The sequence below is a fragment of the Marinobacter daepoensis DSM 16072 genome (assembly GCF_000421165.1).
GTDB classification, from domain to species: domain Bacteria; phylum Pseudomonadota; class Gammaproteobacteria; order Pseudomonadales; family Oleiphilaceae; genus Marinobacter; species Marinobacter daepoensis.
In genome coordinates, this window is the sequence record NZ_ATWI01000008.1 from 347,862 (window position 1) to 363,454 (window position 15,593).

The 15,593-nt window shown below is 57.2% G+C and carries 19 protein-coding genes; 10 read left to right on the forward strand and 9 right to left on the reverse strand.

The window, feature by feature from the left end; all coding sequences use genetic code 11:
* Positions 1 to 135: 135 nt before the first annotated feature.
* Both K325_RS0102175 and K325_RS0102180 read right to left on the reverse strand, forming a co-directional pair.
* Complete coding sequence (locus K325_RS0102175; protein WP_228128372.1) at positions 136 to 1,176, reverse strand: M14 family metallopeptidase; 1,041 nt, start codon at positions 1,174 to 1,176, stop codon at positions 136 to 138.
* Positions 1,173 to 2,657: a glutamate-cysteine ligase family protein gene (locus K325_RS0102180; protein ID WP_029652612.1), complete on the reverse strand. Its 1,485-nt coding sequence runs from the start codon at positions 2,655 to 2,657 to the stop codon at positions 1,173 to 1,175. The genes K325_RS0102175 and K325_RS0102180 overlap by 4 nt, the downstream gene beginning before the upstream one ends.
* A 147-nt stretch (positions 2,658 to 2,804) precedes the next feature.
* Here K325_RS0102180 and trxC point away from each other — a divergent pair, with 147 nt between their 5' ends.
* The 4 genes from trxC (at position 2,805) to K325_RS0102205 (ending at position 6,385) form a co-directional block, all read left to right on the forward strand.
* Entirely contained in the window at positions 2,805 to 3,245 is a 441-nt protein-coding gene (trxC, locus tag K325_RS0102185; protein WP_029652613.1) for a thioredoxin TrxC, read from the forward strand.
* 386 nt (positions 3,246 to 3,631) lie between these two features.
* The gene (locus K325_RS0102190; protein ID WP_029652614.1) at positions 3,632 to 3,913 is read left to right on the forward strand and encodes a hypothetical protein; all 282 of its coding nucleotides are present in this window, start codon (positions 3,632 to 3,634) and stop codon (positions 3,911 to 3,913) included.
* Positions 3,914 to 4,581: 668 nt separating this feature from the next.
* Positions 4,582 to 4,908, forward strand: coding sequence for a glycine zipper domain-containing protein (locus K325_RS0102200; RefSeq protein WP_029652615.1), 327 nt, complete (start codon positions 4,582 to 4,584; stop codon positions 4,906 to 4,908).
* A gap of 244 nt (positions 4,909 to 5,152) precedes the next feature.
* Positions 5,153 to 6,385: a dicarboxylate/amino acid:cation symporter gene (locus K325_RS0102205; RefSeq protein ID WP_029652616.1), complete on the forward strand. Its 1,233-nt coding sequence runs from the start codon at positions 5,153 to 5,155 to the stop codon at positions 6,383 to 6,385.
* A gap of 38 nt (positions 6,386 to 6,423) precedes the next feature.
* Here the strand turns inward: K325_RS0102205 and K325_RS0102210 are convergent, their stop codons facing one another.
* From K325_RS0102210 to K325_RS0102215, 3 genes are all read right to left on the reverse strand, one after another.
* Positions 6,424 to 6,858 carry a DUF3010 family protein gene (locus tag K325_RS0102210; protein ID WP_029652617.1) on the reverse strand — a complete coding sequence of 145 codons (435 nt, stop codon included), beginning with the start codon at positions 6,856 to 6,858 and terminating at the stop codon, positions 6,424 to 6,426.
* A gap of 29 nt (positions 6,859 to 6,887) precedes the next feature.
* Positions 6,888 to 6,962 carry an SEC-C metal-binding domain-containing protein gene (locus K325_RS18900; protein WP_222464197.1) on the reverse strand — a complete coding sequence of 25 codons (75 nt, stop codon included), beginning with the start codon at positions 6,960 to 6,962 and terminating at the stop codon, positions 6,888 to 6,890.
* 129 nt (positions 6,963 to 7,091) lie between these two features.
* Entirely contained in the window at positions 7,092 to 7,418 is a 327-nt protein-coding gene (locus K325_RS0102215; RefSeq protein WP_029652618.1) for a hypothetical protein, read from the reverse strand.
* A gap of 302 nt (positions 7,419 to 7,720) precedes the next feature.
* Here K325_RS0102215 and K325_RS0102220 point away from each other — a divergent pair, with 302 nt between their 5' ends.
* Positions 7,721 to 8,287, forward strand: a complete 567-nt coding sequence (locus K325_RS0102220) for a DJ-1/PfpI family protein (protein WP_029652619.1) — start codon at positions 7,721 to 7,723, stop codon at positions 8,285 to 8,287.
* Between the two features lie 53 nt (positions 8,288 to 8,340).
* Positions 8,341 to 8,721 carry a ribbon-helix-helix domain-containing protein gene (locus tag K325_RS0102225; RefSeq protein WP_029652620.1) on the forward strand — a complete coding sequence of 127 codons (381 nt, stop codon included), beginning with the start codon at positions 8,341 to 8,343 and terminating at the stop codon, positions 8,719 to 8,721.
* Between the two features lie 10 nt (positions 8,722 to 8,731).
* Here the strand turns inward: K325_RS0102225 and K325_RS0102230 are convergent, their stop codons facing one another.
* Complete coding sequence (locus K325_RS0102230; RefSeq protein ID WP_029652621.1) at positions 8,732 to 9,334, reverse strand: DUF938 domain-containing protein; 603 nt, start codon at positions 9,332 to 9,334, stop codon at positions 8,732 to 8,734.
* 101 nt (positions 9,335 to 9,435) lie between these two features.
* On the opposite strand from K325_RS0102230, the gene K325_RS0102235 reads away from it, so the two are divergent.
* On the forward strand, positions 9,436 to 9,918 hold the full coding sequence (locus K325_RS0102235) for an FKBP-type peptidyl-prolyl cis-trans isomerase (protein ID WP_029652622.1): 483 nt from the start codon (positions 9,436 to 9,438) through the stop codon (positions 9,916 to 9,918).
* Between the two features lie 77 nt (positions 9,919 to 9,995).
* On the opposite strand, the gene K325_RS0102240 is transcribed toward K325_RS0102235, so the two are convergent.
* Positions 9,996 to 10,274, reverse strand: coding sequence for a YebG family protein (locus tag K325_RS0102240; protein WP_029652623.1), 279 nt, complete (start codon positions 10,272 to 10,274; stop codon positions 9,996 to 9,998).
* Between the two features lie 186 nt (positions 10,275 to 10,460).
* Between K325_RS0102240 and K325_RS0102245 the strand changes: the two genes are divergently transcribed.
* A complete protein-coding gene (locus tag K325_RS0102245) occupies positions 10,461 to 11,213 on the forward strand; it encodes a GntR family transcriptional regulator (RefSeq protein WP_029652624.1) in 753 nt (250 codons plus the stop codon).
* 65 nt (positions 11,214 to 11,278) lie between these two features.
* On the opposite strand, the gene K325_RS0102250 is transcribed toward K325_RS0102245, so the two are convergent.
* Together K325_RS0102250 and K325_RS0102255 are read right to left on the reverse strand one after the other, a co-directional pair.
* A complete protein-coding gene (locus K325_RS0102250; protein WP_036192873.1) occupies positions 11,279 to 12,649 on the reverse strand; it encodes an NCS1 family transporter in 1,371 nt (456 codons plus the stop codon).
* Positions 12,650 to 12,770: 121 nt separating this feature from the next.
* Positions 12,771 to 13,520 (reverse strand): aspartate/glutamate racemase family protein, encoded by a 750-nt coding sequence (locus K325_RS0102255; protein WP_029652626.1) that lies wholly within the window; start codon positions 13,518 to 13,520, stop codon positions 12,771 to 12,773.
* A gap of 286 nt (positions 13,521 to 13,806) precedes the next feature.
* On the opposite strand from K325_RS0102255, the gene puuE reads away from it, so the two are divergent.
* Complete coding sequence (gene puuE, locus K325_RS0102260) at positions 13,807 to 14,739, forward strand: allantoinase PuuE (RefSeq protein WP_228128388.1); 933 nt, start codon at positions 13,807 to 13,809, stop codon at positions 14,737 to 14,739.
* A complete protein-coding gene (locus tag K325_RS0102265) occupies positions 14,739 to 15,587 on the forward strand; it encodes a bifunctional allantoicase/(S)-ureidoglycine aminohydrolase (protein ID WP_029652628.1) in 849 nt (282 codons plus the stop codon). Before puuE ends, K325_RS0102265 begins: the two co-directional genes overlap by 1 nt.
* Positions 15,588 to 15,593 lie beyond the last annotated feature (6 nt).

Genomic DNA, 15,593 nt, shown 5'->3' on the forward strand with positions numbered 1-15,593 from the left:
TTGCCTACGGCTCGAATATGTCACTCCTCAGATTAAGAGCGAGGGTTCCAAGCGCAGAGCGAATTGGTATGTTCACGCCTGTTGAGCACGCCCTTCGGTTTCATAAGTGGTGCAGGAACGACGGCTCGCCAGGGTCTAAAAAATAGGATCGCCCGTTGCCTTGACCGCATAGAAAAGGCAATCACTCTTCGCAATCACCGGATTGGTGGTGATCATGAAGGCCTTGAGGGCCTGGGCAGGGTAGATTCGCCCATCCCTGATTTGCAGGACCTGCTCCATGTTCTCGGTTCGGTTGTGGCTGATGGCCGTGAGCACGTCCAGGCCTTTTTGCCCCACCCATCCGAGCGGCTCATCCGGCGATACAATCCCGAAATTGCGGTGTTCGAAATCGGGCGGAAACGTCAGGTCTGCCTGCCCGCTGGGCGTTAACCGGTACTCGATGGTCGCATCGGGTGCCAGTTCCACTCGAATCGGGTTGCGCAGTACCGCAACGTTCCATTCCGCTTTTTCCAGCGATAGCACGTCTGGCTGTGAGGCATAGCGAACCAGCCCTTCGTACGCCAGTTGGTGGGCGTGATCATCCTGGGCCCCGCCACACTCGATGGTGACGGTGGGCACCTCCTGCTCGGAATACTCCATCAGTGCCCCCAGGCGAAGATCCGTCATGATCAGTCGATCGGTAAAGAGCGACGCCAGCGCCTGATGGGCGGCGTCGTTGGTGATGGTCACAGCGAAGGCTGGGCCGGTGCCGGAGGTGTTGTGCACATCCAGCAGGCATTCGGGGTTGGCGGTCTGTAGCTCGGCCAGCATGGCCTCGGCAATGGCGCCTTCCTCTCCTTCAAACGGTTCTTTGAAGCACCGGTTCAGATCACGTCCGCCTGGCACTTGGCGCAGCGACAATACCGGCGGTGTTTGCGCGGGGCGCACGCCGGCCAGAAGGAAAAGCAGGTTAACCTCCGGGGTGTGCTGCTCCAGTAGCCATCGGTGAATTGCGAACAGCCCTGAGGGTTCGTTGCCGTGAAGCAGCGTTGCCATGGCCCGGGTTCTGGAAGGGTCGCGGCCAGCAACGCGAACCACCGTGGGCCGTTGCAGGCGGTCCAGCCACTCCAGGGGAGAGCGGCCGAGGGTCTGGGGAGACGGGTTGTTGAGATAATCCAGAATGTTCGAGCGGCTCATGGTGACAAGGTCCATTCGTGCAGTGGTGTGTTTGTCTTCTGATGGCCCATGTAAACAGACAGCATACTCCTGAACGCTTCGTCGGTAGGCTGGGACCGGAAAAAAGACTCGGTGACCTGTCGCTGCCATCGGGCGCCGGTCATTCGGGTTTGTATGCGGCCTTCGATGATCCCCAGCAGGCGATGAATCTCCGCCTCGTCCACTGCTGTCTGTTGCAAGGCTTCCCGGGCGCGGGGTAGCAGGTCGCGGGCAACGTTTAACAGGGGGGTATCCTGCAGCTGTACCTGGTCTTTGTGGGGCCAGATGATGTCTGCACCGATGCCGTATTTGGCGGCACGATAGAAGTTGTGTTCGGTGTAGTGAAAGGGAAGTATCGACGTCAGGTGACGGATATCCTCGAGTACTGCCAACGCCGCCCCGATCACGAACAGCCCGTTGGCGCACATGTCCACGGCCGTTGGCCCGGCCGGCATGGAACGAATCTCGATGCGCAGATGGCCGCCTTCTGTGTGATCAAAGATGGCCCGGTTCCAGGGCCAGGTGGTGCCATGGTGCAGTCGCAGTTCGGCCAGTTCCGGTACCTCTCCCCGATCAATTATGGCCATCGGATCTTCTTCCGACATCAGTGGCAGGATGGGCGGATACAGGGAGGCCGAGGCGGCAAACAGCTCCCAGGCGCTGCGTGCCCAGCCGTTGCCGTAATAGACCCGCGGCGGGTGTTTCCAGGTTCTGTGGTTGGGCGAGCGGCTGTCGACGGATTGTTTGAACAGGGCGATACGGGTTTCGTCCCAGAGGTGGTGGCCGAACAGGCTGGGCGAATTGCTGGCCAGAGCCAGCGCAATCGGTGTTACCAGCTGCACGGCGTTGAAATAGTCGGCAAAGCGGTGGGCCGGAACGCGCCAGTGCAGCTGGAACGAGGTGGTCGCCCCTTCCATGGTGACGTCGTCTGCTTGCAGGTTGATGACGTCGTTGCCACCGATATGAATGCTGAAGGGCTCGCCCCGTTGCTGGATCAATGCCCTGGATAGCGCCTGGTAGCGGGGGGCGTCTGTCATCACTTTCGCGCCCATATCGGACTGGCGTAACGTGGGCAGAATGCCGATGGCGACCAGTTCGCCATTCAACGGGGCGGCGTGCTGGTTGATTCGCTGCATGGCCTTGAGCAGTTCCTGCTCGGTTCTGGCAAAGGGAGCACCCGTGAAAGCCTGGGGGCTGAGGTTGTATTCCAGATTGAAGCGGTTGAGCTCAACGGTCAGTTGTGGGTCCTGAACGCTGGCGGCGATGTCTGTGTTGATTGGCTGAACGTGCAGGTTCGGGTTTACGATGTAGAACTCAACTTCGGCCCCAATGGAGGATGCCCCCTCACCAAAACCGGGCCGGTCCAGAAGGCGGGTGAGTGCGGTCAGGTCCGTTCGCACCTTGGCTGAAAAACGGTCAAATTCTTCCGCTGTAAATTCCGATTGTTTTATCGACAGTCCCATGGCGGTTGTGTCTCTGACACCGGCTTACTTTGATAGTAGCGGAAAGCCGTTGATGCGTATTCGTAAGATGCGATTTTTAGCACCGCTTGATTTCTCTCCTCTTGCCCTGATTATTCTTACAATCAGCCAATCAGAGGCCTATTCATCATGACTGACGTTCGACACCTGGTATGCCCCCATTGCCACAAAGTGAATCGCGTACCGGCCGACAAGTTGTCCGCTGGCGGCAACTGTGGCGCCTGCAAACAACCGCTGTGGCCGGATCAGGTTCTGGAGTTAACGGAGCAGAACTTTGCTACCCATACCGGGCGCAGCGATCTGCCCGTGTTAGTGGACTTCTGGGCCAGCTGGTGTGGCCCGTGCAAAATGATGGCGCCCCAGTTCGAGCAGGCCGCGAAGGCCTGGCGTGGGAAAGTGCGCTTTGCCAAGCTGAATACGGAACAAGCCCCCGGGCCGGCCGGTCAGTTTGCGATTCGCAGCATACCGACCCTGATTCTGTTCCAGAACGGCCGGGAGGTGGCGCGCCAGAGTGGCGCCATGAATCAGGCCCAGATCAGTCAGTGGCTGCAATCGCAGGGTATTCGCTAGGAAAAACCGGGGCAAAGGTGCCGTGCCATGAAGTATATGATCATCGGAGCACACTATGGCAGGTCGATGGTCACGGGATGGCGCCGTTCAGGATCAGATCGACCTGAGTGTTGGAGACGAGATTGCCCGTTTTAGCATCAACTTTTCCGAGCCCTTTTGCTGCGGGGCTTCCGGACGCTTAACCCGAGGTTTCCAACACAGTTATCCACAGGTTTTGTGAGTAAAGTTTGTGGTGCACCGATCAACAAGGGGGTGTGCCCACGCGGCTTGCTGCCGGAACCGCAGAAAACCTATATTCGATGGGGTTAAGGGCATAGTATGGTCGAATGGTATCTACCGGGTGCTGATGTGCACTCAGATTACAATCGCAGCGACAGGCCCTTGATATGAATGTGGATAAAGCAAAAAAACGTATTGCGAAGCAGGTTAAGAAGGGCTTTCACGGCTATCCGTTGGTTTCGCTGGAGTACTTTGGCAAAACGCCTGATTCAGCCAGTGAAGTTGTCATTTCATATACTGAGGAAGAGGGCGCGGAGCCCCAGAAGCAAACGTTCGTATGTGGTGGTGATGCCCGGGAAGACGAAACGATTCAATCCACACTCCTCAAAATTATTGAGCGGGCCGATGCAAAAACAGTGACTGAGATCGACGGTATTTCCCCTGTCTGAGAAAGCTGAAGGTTTGTGACCGGAATGGCCAGCTCCACAAGAGGTGTGAGATCCCTTGGGGCAGTCCGCCTGATCAGGTGAGCCCAAACTATCGTATCTTTTTAGCGAACGGCTACGGAAACCAAAACATGAGGTTCACTTTTGTCATCACCACAAAGCAAGCCAGTCTGGCGCTGTTCTGGATCAGATAGACGCGGACTTTGAAGACGACGTGCAACGAGCACGGGGCCGACTCGCCCCCTTTAATCACTCGCGCGGTTATCCCCCATAGCTGAGTATCGTCCATTTTTGCATCAAGTTTCCTGAGCCCCCGTGGCACGGGGCTTTAGGGGGCTTAACCCAAGGTTCCGAACAATGTTATCCACAGGTTTTGTGAGTAAAACTTATGGCAAAACCGGTTGATTTTTGAGCCCGCGCCGGCCCCGGTTCGCTGTTGCCTTGGCGTATTGGCGTCACGCCGGGGTTGTAACCTGCCCCCTGGTATCAGCTCCCGTTAACAAATCGTAACGCATTGAAATATAAACAAAAGGTAAGGGTAAGGCTCCCGTATTTTTCTGGTATTCTCGAATGGTTCAAAACTGACAAGCGCCTGATGGGGGGGCGGAGAATATGCTCTTCCTCTCGATACATTGGGCAGGTTAGACCACCTGAATCATGGGGTTAACATCATGAACATGAAATCGCTGCTCGTTTTTTTATCTCTGAGTGCCACTTCCTTAGGTGCCGTTGCGGGTGACACCGCCGATGCCGCGCTGGGTGGAGGTGTTGGCGGCGCCATCGGTGCCGCCATCGGCAACGAGGTTGGTGGCCGGGAGGGCGCAATTCTCGGGGGTGCCGTCGGTGCGGCAACGGGAACGGCCATTACCACCAAAGACCACAGAGAACGCGATCGCGATTATGATCGCCGTCGTTATGACTACGATGATCGCGGCTCTTACCGCAAGTCTCGTGGCCATTTCTGCCCGCCGGGCCAGGCAAAGAAAGGCAACTGCTGAGACAAATCCCTCATATCCATATAACAGCCACGTATAGCCCATTTTTGCATCAAGTTTCCCAATCCCTTGTGACGCAAGGCTTGTGGCTGTTTACCCCTGGGTTCCCAACAAAGTTATCCACAGCTTTTGTGAGTAACGTAGGTGGCAATACAGGTTTACCTCTAAGCTGGTTCTGACCAGAATCCCCGGCCCTGACGTTTTGGATGGCCTGCTCACGAGCTGGCCAGGGTGTATGGGAGCCTCCATGAAAGCTGTACTTGATGCTTATCTGAATACTTCGCTGGTGCTGCGCATAGGTATTGCGCTTGTGCTTGGTCTGGTTGTCGGGCTGGTGGGCGGGCCGGCGGTGGCTGAATGGCTGAACCCGTTAGGGGAGCTGCTGCTTCGGTTGCTGAAGTTTCTGATTGTGCCGATTGTTCTGTTTACCCTGATGGTGGGCATCAACCAGGCCAATATTGGCAGCATGGGGCGTGTGGGACGGAAGCTGTTGGGCTTCTATGTGCTGACCACGGCTCTGGCTATTACGGTGGGGCTGGCGGTGGCGTCTGCCTTCTCGCCGGGCAGTGGGTTGGATAAGCCTTCGTCTGAAAGCGTTCTGGTGCCCGAAAACCCCGGCCTTGTCCAGGTGCTTCTGAACATCGTTCCCAGCAATATTGTTGAGGCTTTTGCCGAGCCGAACCTGCTGGGGATTATTTTCACGGCGGTGGTGTTTGGTGTGGCCCTGTTGAAGCTGCGGGAATCAGAGGCTCACGGTGGCGCCGCCGATCGGGTTTATGAGGTGGTTGCCGGCCTGAATGAGGTCACCATGAAGGTGATGGCCGGGGTGCTCCAGTATGTGCCGGTTGGTGTGTTCGCCATTGTGGCCAGCACCGCCGCCGAACAGGGTATGAAGACTATCCTGGCCCTCGGCGATATGGTAATGGTGTTGTACATTGCCCTGGCGGTGCAGTTGGTGGTGTACGCGGTTCTGATGCGCCTGAACGGCGTGAGTCTGATGAACTTTGTTCGTGAGGCCCGGGCACCGGTCGCCACGGCTTTTGCCACCCAGAGCAGTTCCGGAACGCTGCCCCTGACCCTGAACGCCGCCCGGCGTTTGGGAATTCCCCAGAGTATCTACGGGTTCAGTTTGCCGCTGGGCGCGACCATCAATATGGATGGGGCTGGCATCCGCATTGCGATTTCGGCGGCGTTTGCCGCGAATGTGATTGGGGTGCCTCTGGATGTGGTGACCATGCTGGAAATCGTGCTGATTGGCACGCTGGCTTCGATCGGCACGGCAGGGGTGCCGGGGGCGGGTATTGTGATGATCGCCACGGTGTTTGCTCAGGTGGGCCTGCCCATCGAAACCGTGGCGTTGCTGGTGTCCATCGATGCCCTGGTGGGGATGGGGGCCACGGCCATGAACGTCACCGGAGACCTGGTGTGCACCTCGGTGATTGCCCGTTCAGAAGAAAAGCATGAAGCGGCGGAGGCCTAGCTCATCGTGGGGCTGGTGTAGACGAGGTTTCAGGCCCCTTACATTCCGCTTAGCTGGGCGACGTAGGCGGTGGTAAACGCCGTTTCCTGAAAAGCCTTTAACCCTGTGTCGGCGAACGCAATCGGCAGCGGGTTGGAGGCAAGGGTGGATTTCATCAGCGCCGCGGGCACCAGAGTTACGGTCAGTTCTGTTTCGGTAATCAGTTGAATGGCGGCTTCCATTTTGAAGCTGGCAGCGCCGCCGGCAAACCGGCCTTTTTGCATGCGTTCTTTGATGGCGACACTGGCCACACCATGCTCGGCCATGAGTTCCGCAAAGGCCTTCTGGAACTGCTTCAGGTCTTCCCGGCTGTGATTTTTGGGGAGCGACAGTTTGCGCACCCGGCACTCCGGCAGGTTGAACTGCCCCCGGTCCATATTCAGTAAACACACCACCGCATCGCTGCCCGTCAGCTCAACACCGCACACAATCATCGCCATTATCCTCACTGTTCCGGCGGTCGTCAGCCGCAGCATTTCCTGAATGTCATTCCACTACCGCAGTTGATCCTGTCGTTGCGGGAGGGCGATCTTATCATGATGGGTGTGGCTCAGGGGCCGGCTTGCTCCTTTTCCCGGAAATTACACGAAGCCTGAGCGACGAGGGGAACGCTGGAAAACCGGGGCAGCATTCTTAAGAGCCCCGGTTTTCCTTTGCGCGGTAAGCCTCAATACATGCCGCGTTCCAGTTTCATCCGTCGGTTGGCTTCTACCTTGCCCCAGTCTTTCTTCATGCCGTGGTCGCCCTGTGGCCCGGCGGCAGTTGGCGGTAGGTTGTTGATATCAACGTCGGGCTCCGGATAGGCACCTCTCTCCAACTGCTGGAGGCGGTTAGTCTGTATCTCAGACCAGTCATGGCGAACGCCGCCTGAAACCATCGATTCGCTGTGCGCCATTGCCTGAGCGTCCAGTTGCCGCTCCCACTGGTCTCCGTAAGATGGAGACACGGCCAGGAGCAGCGACAGGGTGGCGGGATAGATGAGTGACTGTTTCATGATCTGTCCTCCTAACGGGTTGCCCGGTGAACGTGCACCGGGGCTTTCTCAAGGAGGCCGGCTGCTAGTTGTTGCTGTGGCCCGCCACCTTGGCCATGCAAACCCTGACGTGGAACGTCGTAACGTTAGAAGCGCAAAACGGGAAAAAGTTACACGGGATTTGAAAAAAAAAGGGAATGCCGGAGCCCGCGTCGCTTTCGGGTGTTTACTGTTGGGTTGCTGTAGTAACCCTTTAATACCCGCTCGATCACGCCCGCTGCTACTGTTTCCAGAGTCGGCAACACAAACACAAGGAGACCGTCATGAGTGGAAAGAAGGTTCTGATGATTACCGGTGATTTCACCGAGGATTACGAAACCATGGTGCCCTTTCAGGCGCTGCAGGCCGTAGGCCATACGGTGCATGCGGTGTGCCCGGATAAGAAAGCGGGTGACACGGTGGCAACGGCCATTCACGATTTCGAAGGTGACCAGACGTACACCGAAAAACCGGGCCACCGGTTTGCCCTTAATGCGGATTTTGAAGGGTTGAAACCGGCGGATTATGACGCGCTGGTGGTGCCCGGTGGGCGTGCACCGGAGTATCTGCGCCTGAACCCGGAGGTGCAGAATCTGGTCCGGCATTTCTTCGAAACCAATAAACCGGTGGCGGCGATCTGTCACGGAGCCCAGTTGCTGGCGGCAGCCGGTGTTCTGAAAGGGCGTACCTGTTCAGCTTACCCGGCTTGCCAGCCGGAGGTGGAGTTGGCCGGTGGTACATTCGCCAGCCTGGAGGTTGATCAGGCCGTTACCGATGCTAATCTGGTAACCGCACCGGCGTGGCCCGCCCATCCGGCATGGCTGGCGCAGTTCTTCAAACTACTGGACTAAATACACGACGGGGCCGCTTGGTTGGCCCCCAACGTGCTTTCAGGGAGGCCGTTATGTGCAAGCTCTTTATCAACGCCGATCCGGAGCTTTGGGTCAGCCGGACTCACTCCCTGCGCATTGATGGCATGGTCACCAGTGTCCGGATGGAAAACGCGTTCTGGCAGGCGCTGGCTGAGCTGGCCGAACGGGATGGCATGAACCTGCCGCAGATGATTACCCGTCTGTATCACGAATCCATCGATGTCGGCCACGACCTTGGCAACTTCACGTCTTTTCTTCGCGTGTGTGCGCTGCGTTATCTTGAATTGCAACTGAGTGGCGATGTGCCGGTAGACACCCGGGTGCCGATTGCTTCACTGGATGCCGACCGCATTCTCGCGACCAAATCCCCGGAACCGGCAATGCCGAAGCTGGTGAGTAAAGCGAGGCACTGAGGCAGCTATCTTAGCCGCCTCGCACAAACACCAGCAGTTCATTATTCGCTGGCATGAGGTGGTCGTCTCGCAGCGCCAACCCCGCTGCTTCGGCCAGTTCTGACAGAGCCTCGATATCCCGGATACCCATGTGGGAGGCATTGTCTTTCAGCGACTGGTCGAAGGCCCGGTTGCTCTCGCTGGTGAATTCGCCCTGGTGCCGGAATGGCCCATACAGACAGAACGCGCCGCCAGCGGGCAGGCAAGTGCCGATGCCCTGAAACATTTTTTCCACTTCCTCCCACGCCATGATATGCGCCGTATTTGCCGAGAATACCCAGTGCGCGGTTTGCACAGGCCATGGGGTGGTGGCGACATCCAGCTCAAGCATGGGAAGCAGGTTGGGCAGCACCGCCTGTTCCAGCCGGGCAACGGCCAGGTGCGCCGCTCTGGGATGGTCGGTGGGCTGCCATTGCAGGTGGGGCAGGGCCGCTGCGAAATGCTCGGCGTGCTGGCCGGTGCCGGTTCCGATTTCCAGCACGGTGCCGGGCGCGGTAAAAATGTCGCGCAGTCTGTCCAGAATGGGGCCTTTGTTGTTTTCGCAGGCCTGGGAAAAGGGCAAATGGGTGCTCATGATGGTTTCTCCTTTTGTTGGAACGGTATCATAAATCGATGTTCGGCCTGCGAGGCCGCTATCGCTATAATAGGGCACCTTCAATCAGTGCAGAGAACGTTATGCCCGTCGAAAAGAATCAAGTGGTCCTGTTTCATTACAGTGTGAGCGATGAACAGGGCAAGGAAGTGGAGAACTCCCGCAGTGGCGAGCCGAACGCCTACCTGCATGGCCATGGCGGCATTATCCGGGGGCTGGAAGAGGCTCTGGAAGGGCGTGAAGCAGGCGATACGTTCAGTGTGACGGTATCGCCAGACAAAGCCTACGGTACGCGCAGGCAGGATGCCGTTCAGCGCGTTCCCATCAAGCATTTGATGGGTGCGAAACGCTGGAAGCCGGGCATGATCGCCCAGGTACAAACCGAACAGGGGCCGCGCCACGTAGTGGTGGTCAAAGTGGGCCACAAGTTTGCCGATGTGGACACCAACCACCCGATGGCTGGCAAAACCCTGACCTTTGATATTGAAATCATTGAAGTGCGTGCGGCAGATGCCGATGAAATCGCGCACGGCCATGTGCATGGGCCGGGTGGGCATCACCACTAAGCAATAACCTGCTGGCAGAAGGGTTCTGCCAGCAGGTTGTCCGGCAGCAAGCTCAAGGGCAGAGTGCAGCGCACTACCTATTCAGTGTCTTCGGTCTCGTTCAGCAGTTCCGGCTTTTTCAGTGCCCGGGTGAACAGCTCTTTTTCTTCCGCGATGGCCAGGGCGCACTGTTCTGCCAGCTCCTCAGAAAGGCCGCTGACTTTGCGTTGCAGGAAGGTGGTGATCTCTTCGGAAAGTTCGAGAATCTTGTCCCGGGCATCGGCGTCGGCTTTGGACGAAAACAGCATTTTGTCCGGGTTTTTCAGTGCCATGTCCAGTCCGTCCCTCTCGGAATAGTAAAGTGCTTTTACGCCCATGATGTGCCATAGCCTCCGGGTAATGATGGTCGGAAAGACCGTTGATGAATGATTAGCTTAGCACAGAGTCTGTATGTTTATACAGTGTTTTGGGTGTCGTCCTGCTACAAGTACTCAGTCGCCCGGGTGCATCCGGAGCGTATACAATACAGAGCTTGATTGGATTACTAACCTTGGGAGAGCAGAATGAGCGGTAGCCGGCAGATGGCGGAATCTACCTCAGGTGATCAGGCGCAGGCGCCAGATTCCGGGCCGAAGAAATCCGGGGGTAAAGGCCTGGAAGCTATCTATCGGTCAATATCGGCGGCCATCATTGAGCATCGCCTGAAACCGGGTGCCCGTTTGCGCGAAGATGCGTTGGCGGAGGTTTTTGGTATCAGCCGTACTGGAATCCGCAAAGTTTTGCAGCGACTGGCACTTGAGCAATTGGTGACCCTGACGCCGCGTCGGGGGGCCAGTGTAAGCCGGCCGTCTGTGGATGACGCCAGGGACGTTTTCGAGGCCCGGCTGATGGTGGAGTGCGCCCTGATGGAGGTGGCGGCAACCCGCATCACCGAGGCCGATATCCAGGAGCTTCGGGACATGGCAAAACAGGAGCGGGAAGCGCTCCGTAACCTAGAGCAGCGAAGCGCCATTAAGCTGTCGGCAGACTTTCATGCCCGCCTTGCTGAAATTTCCGGGAATCGCGCGCTGGCGGAATTCGTTGGCCAGCTGTCGTCCCGTTCTTCGCTGATTCTTGCCGTGTATGGCAATGCTGGTCATCTGGGTTGCGAGTCCCACGATCATGACAATCTGGTAGAGCTGCTGGCTGCAGGAGACGGTGCCAGGGCGAAGGATTTTATGGAGCGGCACCTGAAATCGATTGAAGCGTCCCTGTCGATCTTTGATGAGCCGGAGGAAACTCCAGACCTCCGGGATATCTTTGCAGTGGATGTCTGAGCTGAAAACCAGAACGCCCCGTCCGAGGAGGTGGGGCGTTCTGGTGGCAGGGGCCTGAGGAGGGGTCAGTCGCAGAAGCGCTGACAGGCTGGCCAGTGTTTCATCAGCAGGTAGTAGGCGAGCCCGGCGGGAAGCAGGCTGGCGTACCAGGACACGGCAGAGAAACTCAGTGCCACAATAACGCCCAAGATGGTGGCAATGAGCGCCGCGTAGTTCACACCTTTGTAAGGCCCCTGAGGGTTGTAGAGGTGGTCCAGGTTCAGGGTGCGACCACGGATCAGGTAGTAGTCCACCACCAGAATCGCAAAGATCGGGCCCAGGAATGCGGAGTAGGTCTGTACGAAGATCTGCAGGCCTGCGGCGGACCCGTCTTTCACCAGCTCCCACGGGAAGGTCGCGAAGGCCAGCAGGCCCACAATGATGGTGGCCTTCCGAAACGGCAGTTTGAACACATCCATCAGTACGTAGGTCGGTGGCACCACGTTGTTCAGAACGTTGGTGGTGACTTGTGCAAACGCGATAAACATCAGTGTGGTCATCAACAGCGGTGTGTTGTCGACGGCATTGGAGAATACCTGAATGGGATCAGCAATGCCGGTGGCTTCAGACACCATGTAGCCAATCAGCCCCATGAACAGGGTGCAGGGCAGAATGGACATGGAGTAAAGGGTGGTAAGTAACCCTGGCCCGGTGCCGTGTTTGTGCTCGCGGGCATAGTCGCTCACATTCAGGATCATGGTGCTGTAGATGCCCAGGAAAAGCATGGTTGCGCCCCAGAAAGGCAAGCCCCAGGACCCTTCCATGGTCAGCAGGTTGGCCGACAGGGTGTCGCCGTAACGCTGAACGGTGCTGTAGAACATGTAAACGAGGGACGCGAGAATGAAGGCGCTACCGACGTTCTCCAGCCACTTAATACCCTGGAACCCCGTGATCGACAGCGCAATCTGGAGCAGTTGGAAGGTAATAAAGAAAAAGACCAGATTGTCGAAGCCAAACAGAGTGGTTGACACCATGTTAAGGGCACCAGCGCCAATCCAGCTCTGGAAGCCGTACCATACGATGGCCGGCACGGCCCGCACCAACCCGGGCAGGCGGGTACCGCTGAAGCCGAAAGCACTTCGGGCCTGTACCATGAACGGTATGCCGTATTTATAGCCGGCCGCCCCGTTCAGTGCCAGAGCGGCGCCAATGATGAAGCAGCCGATAGCAATGGCCAGGGAGGCCTGTAGCAGGTTCAGTGTGCCAACCACACTGGAGCCCATGGTAAAGGTGCCGATGGAAACGCAGCCACCGAACCAGGCCAGAAGGTAGGAGATCCTGCCCATAATGCGGGTTTTCTGGGGGGCCAGGGACTCTTCTCCAACCGCTTTTGAGTCGGTATCGGGCGCTTCCGGGCAGGACGTGTCAAAGTGGGTCTGTGCTTGAGGGGTGCTCATGGTCTTCCTCGTTGTGCATGCAGTGTCATTGTCCATACCGTAATGGTGTGGATGTGGGTGCCCCGTTGACGCTTCAGGGCTTTATAATTGGGACTGCATCAGATCTCTTGGCAGTATGTTTTTATTGGTTTTTCAGGTGAGAGAAGCTCTCGAAACGACCGACGAAGGGTTTCGGCCGAGGGTATGCCAGGTCGCCGTGTTTGCTGGTGCCCAGGTTGAGGCCCACCAAAGCTTCTGACAATTTCACGGCAGCCGTGACACCTTCAACAACCGGCAGGCCTACGGCTTCTGAGATGTCGTCGGTCAGGTCGGCCATGCCGCCACAGCCCAGCACGATGGCGCCAATGTTGTCTTCTTCTTTGGCCCGCAAGCACTCCTCCACCAGGCGCTGAAACGCCGCATCTGCATTGTCTTCCAGGTCCAGAACCGGGATTTCTGCTGCCCGAACGCGGCGGCAGTGGTGGCTGAAGCCATAACTTTCCAGAAGGTGCTCCGCAATAATGCCGGTACGGCCCAGCGTGGTGACGACGGAAAACCGGGTGCTGATCATGGTGGCAACATGGAAAGCGGCTTCGGCAATACCAATCACCGGGGCGCGGGTCAGTTCGCGGGCGGCCAGTAATCCGGGGTCGCCAAAGCAGGCAACGATGTAAGCATCCACTGGGTCGTCACCCCGTTCTCCGGCCAGCACTTCCTCGGCAACACCCACGGCGCTGATTGCTTCGTCAAAGTGGCTCTCAATGGAGACCGGACCGCTATCCGGCTGTGTTGCGGTGATACGGGTGCCCGGTGCCGCTACCTTTTCCGCTGCAGTGCCGATGGTTTCGGTCATGCTGCATGTGGTGTTCGGGTTGATGATTCGGATATGCATGGTTTTCTCGATTTCTTAAATATAGTGAACAATTCAATTCGTATTTGTACACAATTTAGAACGTTGCGTATGTCTGGTGCAAGTTTTTGTACACAAAATGGCGTAGTTTTTTTGGTTTTTATGGGTTTTTGCACGATTTATTGCCCTTTTTCAGCCTTTATACCCATTTGTTTCAGCTATTTTTTTCACAAAATATGTTTTCTTGTATACAATCTTTTGGCGGCTAATGCGTTCAAGCCCCGTCTTCTTATCCCTCGGAACTAATTGAGGAACTGTTTTTATGAGTATGACTACCGAGTATCCCCGAGACCTGATCGGCTATGGCCGTGAGTTACCGGACGTTCGCTGGCCCGGCCAGGCGCGGGTGGCTGTGCAGTTCGTACTCAATTACGAGGAGGGTGGTGAGAACTGTGTACTGCATGGCGACAGCCATTCAGAGCGTTTCCTCTCTGAAATCGTTGGTGCCGAGGCGTATGCCGACAGGCACATGAGTATGGAATCAATCTATGAGTACGGCTCCCGGGTTGGGGTCTGGCGTTTGCTGAAAGAGTTTGAGCGTCGGAATCTTCCTTTAACCGTTTTCGGGGTCGCAATGGCACTGCAACGCCACCCGGAGGTTGCCCAGGCGTTTCGTGAGCTGAACCATGAGGTGGCTTGCCACGGGTGGCGGTGGCTGCACTACCAGAACATTCCTGAGAACGTTGAACGCGAGCATATGCGCCGTGCCATCCAGATCTTCCAGGATCTCTATGGCGAGAAACCCATGGGTTGGTATACCGGCCGGGACAGCCCGAACACCCGTCGTCTGCTGCTGGACGAAGGCAGTTTCCTGTACGACTCCGACTACTACGGGGACGATTTGCCGTTCTGGGTTCAGCAGGAGGATTCCAGTGGTCAGTCCCACAACCATTTGGTTGTGCCGTATACCCTGGATACCAATGACATGCGTTTTGCCACGCCGCAGGGCTTCAATACGGGGGACCATTTCTTCGAGTACCTGCGGGATGCGTTTGATGTGTTGTACGAAGAGGGCAAAGAAACACCCAGAATGCTCTCTGTGGGCCTGCACTGCCGGTTGATTGGGCGGCCGGGCCGTTTCCGTGGGCTGCAGCGTTTCCTCGACCACATTGAGGCCCATGATCGTGTCTGGGTGACACGCCGTGTAGACATTGCCCAGCATTGGGCGAAGCACCATCCTTTTGAATCCGGAGCACTCTGATGATCGACAGACAAAATCCATCTCCCTATTACGCCCCGACAGGCGGACATCCTCCTCAGACCCAGCTGCTGACGGATCGCGCCGTGTTTACCGACGCGTATGCGGTTATTCCCAAGGGCGTGATGCGGGATATTGTGGTCAGCCACCTGCCGTTCTGGGACAAGACGCGGTTGTGGGTTTTGTCCCGTCCGCTCTCCGGGTTCGCTGAAACCTTTTCCCAATACATCATGGAAGTGTCTCCGGGTGGCGGTAGTGAGCGCCCGGAAACAGACCCTGGTGCGGAAGCGGTCCTGTTCGTGGTGGAAGGGGAGATGACCCTGACGCTGGCCGGAGAGGTCCATCATATGACACCGGGCGGCTATGCGTTCATCCCGCCGGGCAGTGACTGGGCGGTGCGCAATGAGTCCGGTGCAGTGGTGCGTTTCCACTGGATCCGCAAAGCCTATGAAGTGGTTGATGGCGTTGATGTCCCTGAGCCGTTTGTCACCAATGAGGCCGACGTTGAGCCCATCGAAATGCCGGATACCAATGGCTGTTGGGCAACCACGCGTTTTGTGGACCAGAGTGACATGCGCCACGACATGCATGTGAATATTGTGACCTTCCAGCCGGGTGGCGTGATTCCCTTTGCGGAAACCCACGTGATGGAGCACGGACTGTATGTGTTGGAAGGCAAGGCGGTGTACCTGCTCAATAAGGACTGGGTTGAAGTGGAAGCCGGTGACTATATGTGGCTCCGGGCGTTTTGCCCCCAGGCCTGTTACGCCGGCGGTCCCGGACGTTTCCGGTACCTGCTGTACAAAGATGTGAACCGCCACATGAAGCTCAATACTTTTGGTGCTCGCTGAGCCGTT

What these genes read in the sequence shown, in the direction of transcription:
- K325_RS0102175 (WP_228128372.1), bottom strand. Translation starts at nt 1,176, where the DNA reads ATGAGCCGCTCGAACATTCTGGATTATCTCAACAACCCGTCTCCCCAG.
- K325_RS0102180 (WP_029652612.1), bottom strand. Translation starts at nt 2,657, where the DNA reads ATGGGACTGTCGATAAAACAATCGGAATTTACAGCGGAAGAATTTGAC.
- trxC (WP_029652613.1), top strand. Translation starts at nt 2,805, where the DNA reads ATGACTGACGTTCGACACCTGGTATGCCCCCATTGCCACAAAGTGAAT.
- K325_RS0102190 (WP_029652614.1), top strand. Translation starts at nt 3,632, where the DNA reads ATGAATGTGGATAAAGCAAAAAAACGTATTGCGAAGCAGGTTAAGAAG.
- K325_RS0102200 (WP_029652615.1), top strand. Translation starts at nt 4,582, where the DNA reads ATGAACATGAAATCGCTGCTCGTTTTTTTATCTCTGAGTGCCACTTCC.
- K325_RS0102205 (WP_029652616.1), top strand. Translation starts at nt 5,153, where the DNA reads ATGAAAGCTGTACTTGATGCTTATCTGAATACTTCGCTGGTGCTGCGC.
- K325_RS0102210 (WP_029652617.1), bottom strand. Translation starts at nt 6,858, where the DNA reads ATGATTGTGTGCGGTGTTGAGCTGACGGGCAGCGATGCGGTGGTGTGT.
- K325_RS0102215 (WP_029652618.1), bottom strand. Translation starts at nt 7,418, where the DNA reads ATGAAACAGTCACTCATCTATCCCGCCACCCTGTCGCTGCTCCTGGCC.
- K325_RS0102220 (WP_029652619.1), top strand. Translation starts at nt 7,721, where the DNA reads ATGAGTGGAAAGAAGGTTCTGATGATTACCGGTGATTTCACCGAGGAT.
- K325_RS0102225 (WP_029652620.1), top strand. Translation starts at nt 8,341, where the DNA reads ATGTGCAAGCTCTTTATCAACGCCGATCCGGAGCTTTGGGTCAGCCGG.
- K325_RS0102230 (WP_029652621.1), bottom strand. Translation starts at nt 9,334, where the DNA reads ATGAGCACCCATTTGCCCTTTTCCCAGGCCTGCGAAAACAACAAAGGC.
- K325_RS0102235 (WP_029652622.1), top strand. Translation starts at nt 9,436, where the DNA reads ATGCCCGTCGAAAAGAATCAAGTGGTCCTGTTTCATTACAGTGTGAGC.
- K325_RS0102240 (WP_029652623.1), bottom strand. Translation starts at nt 10,274, where the DNA reads ATGGGCGTAAAAGCACTTTACTATTCCGAGAGGGACGGACTGGACATG.
- K325_RS0102245 (WP_029652624.1), top strand. Translation starts at nt 10,461, where the DNA reads ATGAGCGGTAGCCGGCAGATGGCGGAATCTACCTCAGGTGATCAGGCG.
- K325_RS0102250 (WP_036192873.1), bottom strand. Translation starts at nt 12,649, where the DNA reads ATGAGCACCCCTCAAGCACAGACCCACTTTGACACGTCCTGCCCGGAA.
- K325_RS0102255 (WP_029652626.1), bottom strand. Translation starts at nt 13,520, where the DNA reads ATGCATATCCGAATCATCAACCCGAACACCACATGCAGCATGACCGAA.
- puuE (WP_228128388.1), top strand. Translation starts at nt 13,807, where the DNA reads ATGACTACCGAGTATCCCCGAGACCTGATCGGCTATGGCCGTGAGTTA.
- K325_RS0102265 (WP_029652628.1), top strand. Translation starts at nt 14,739, where the DNA reads ATGATCGACAGACAAAATCCATCTCCCTATTACGCCCCGACAGGCGGA.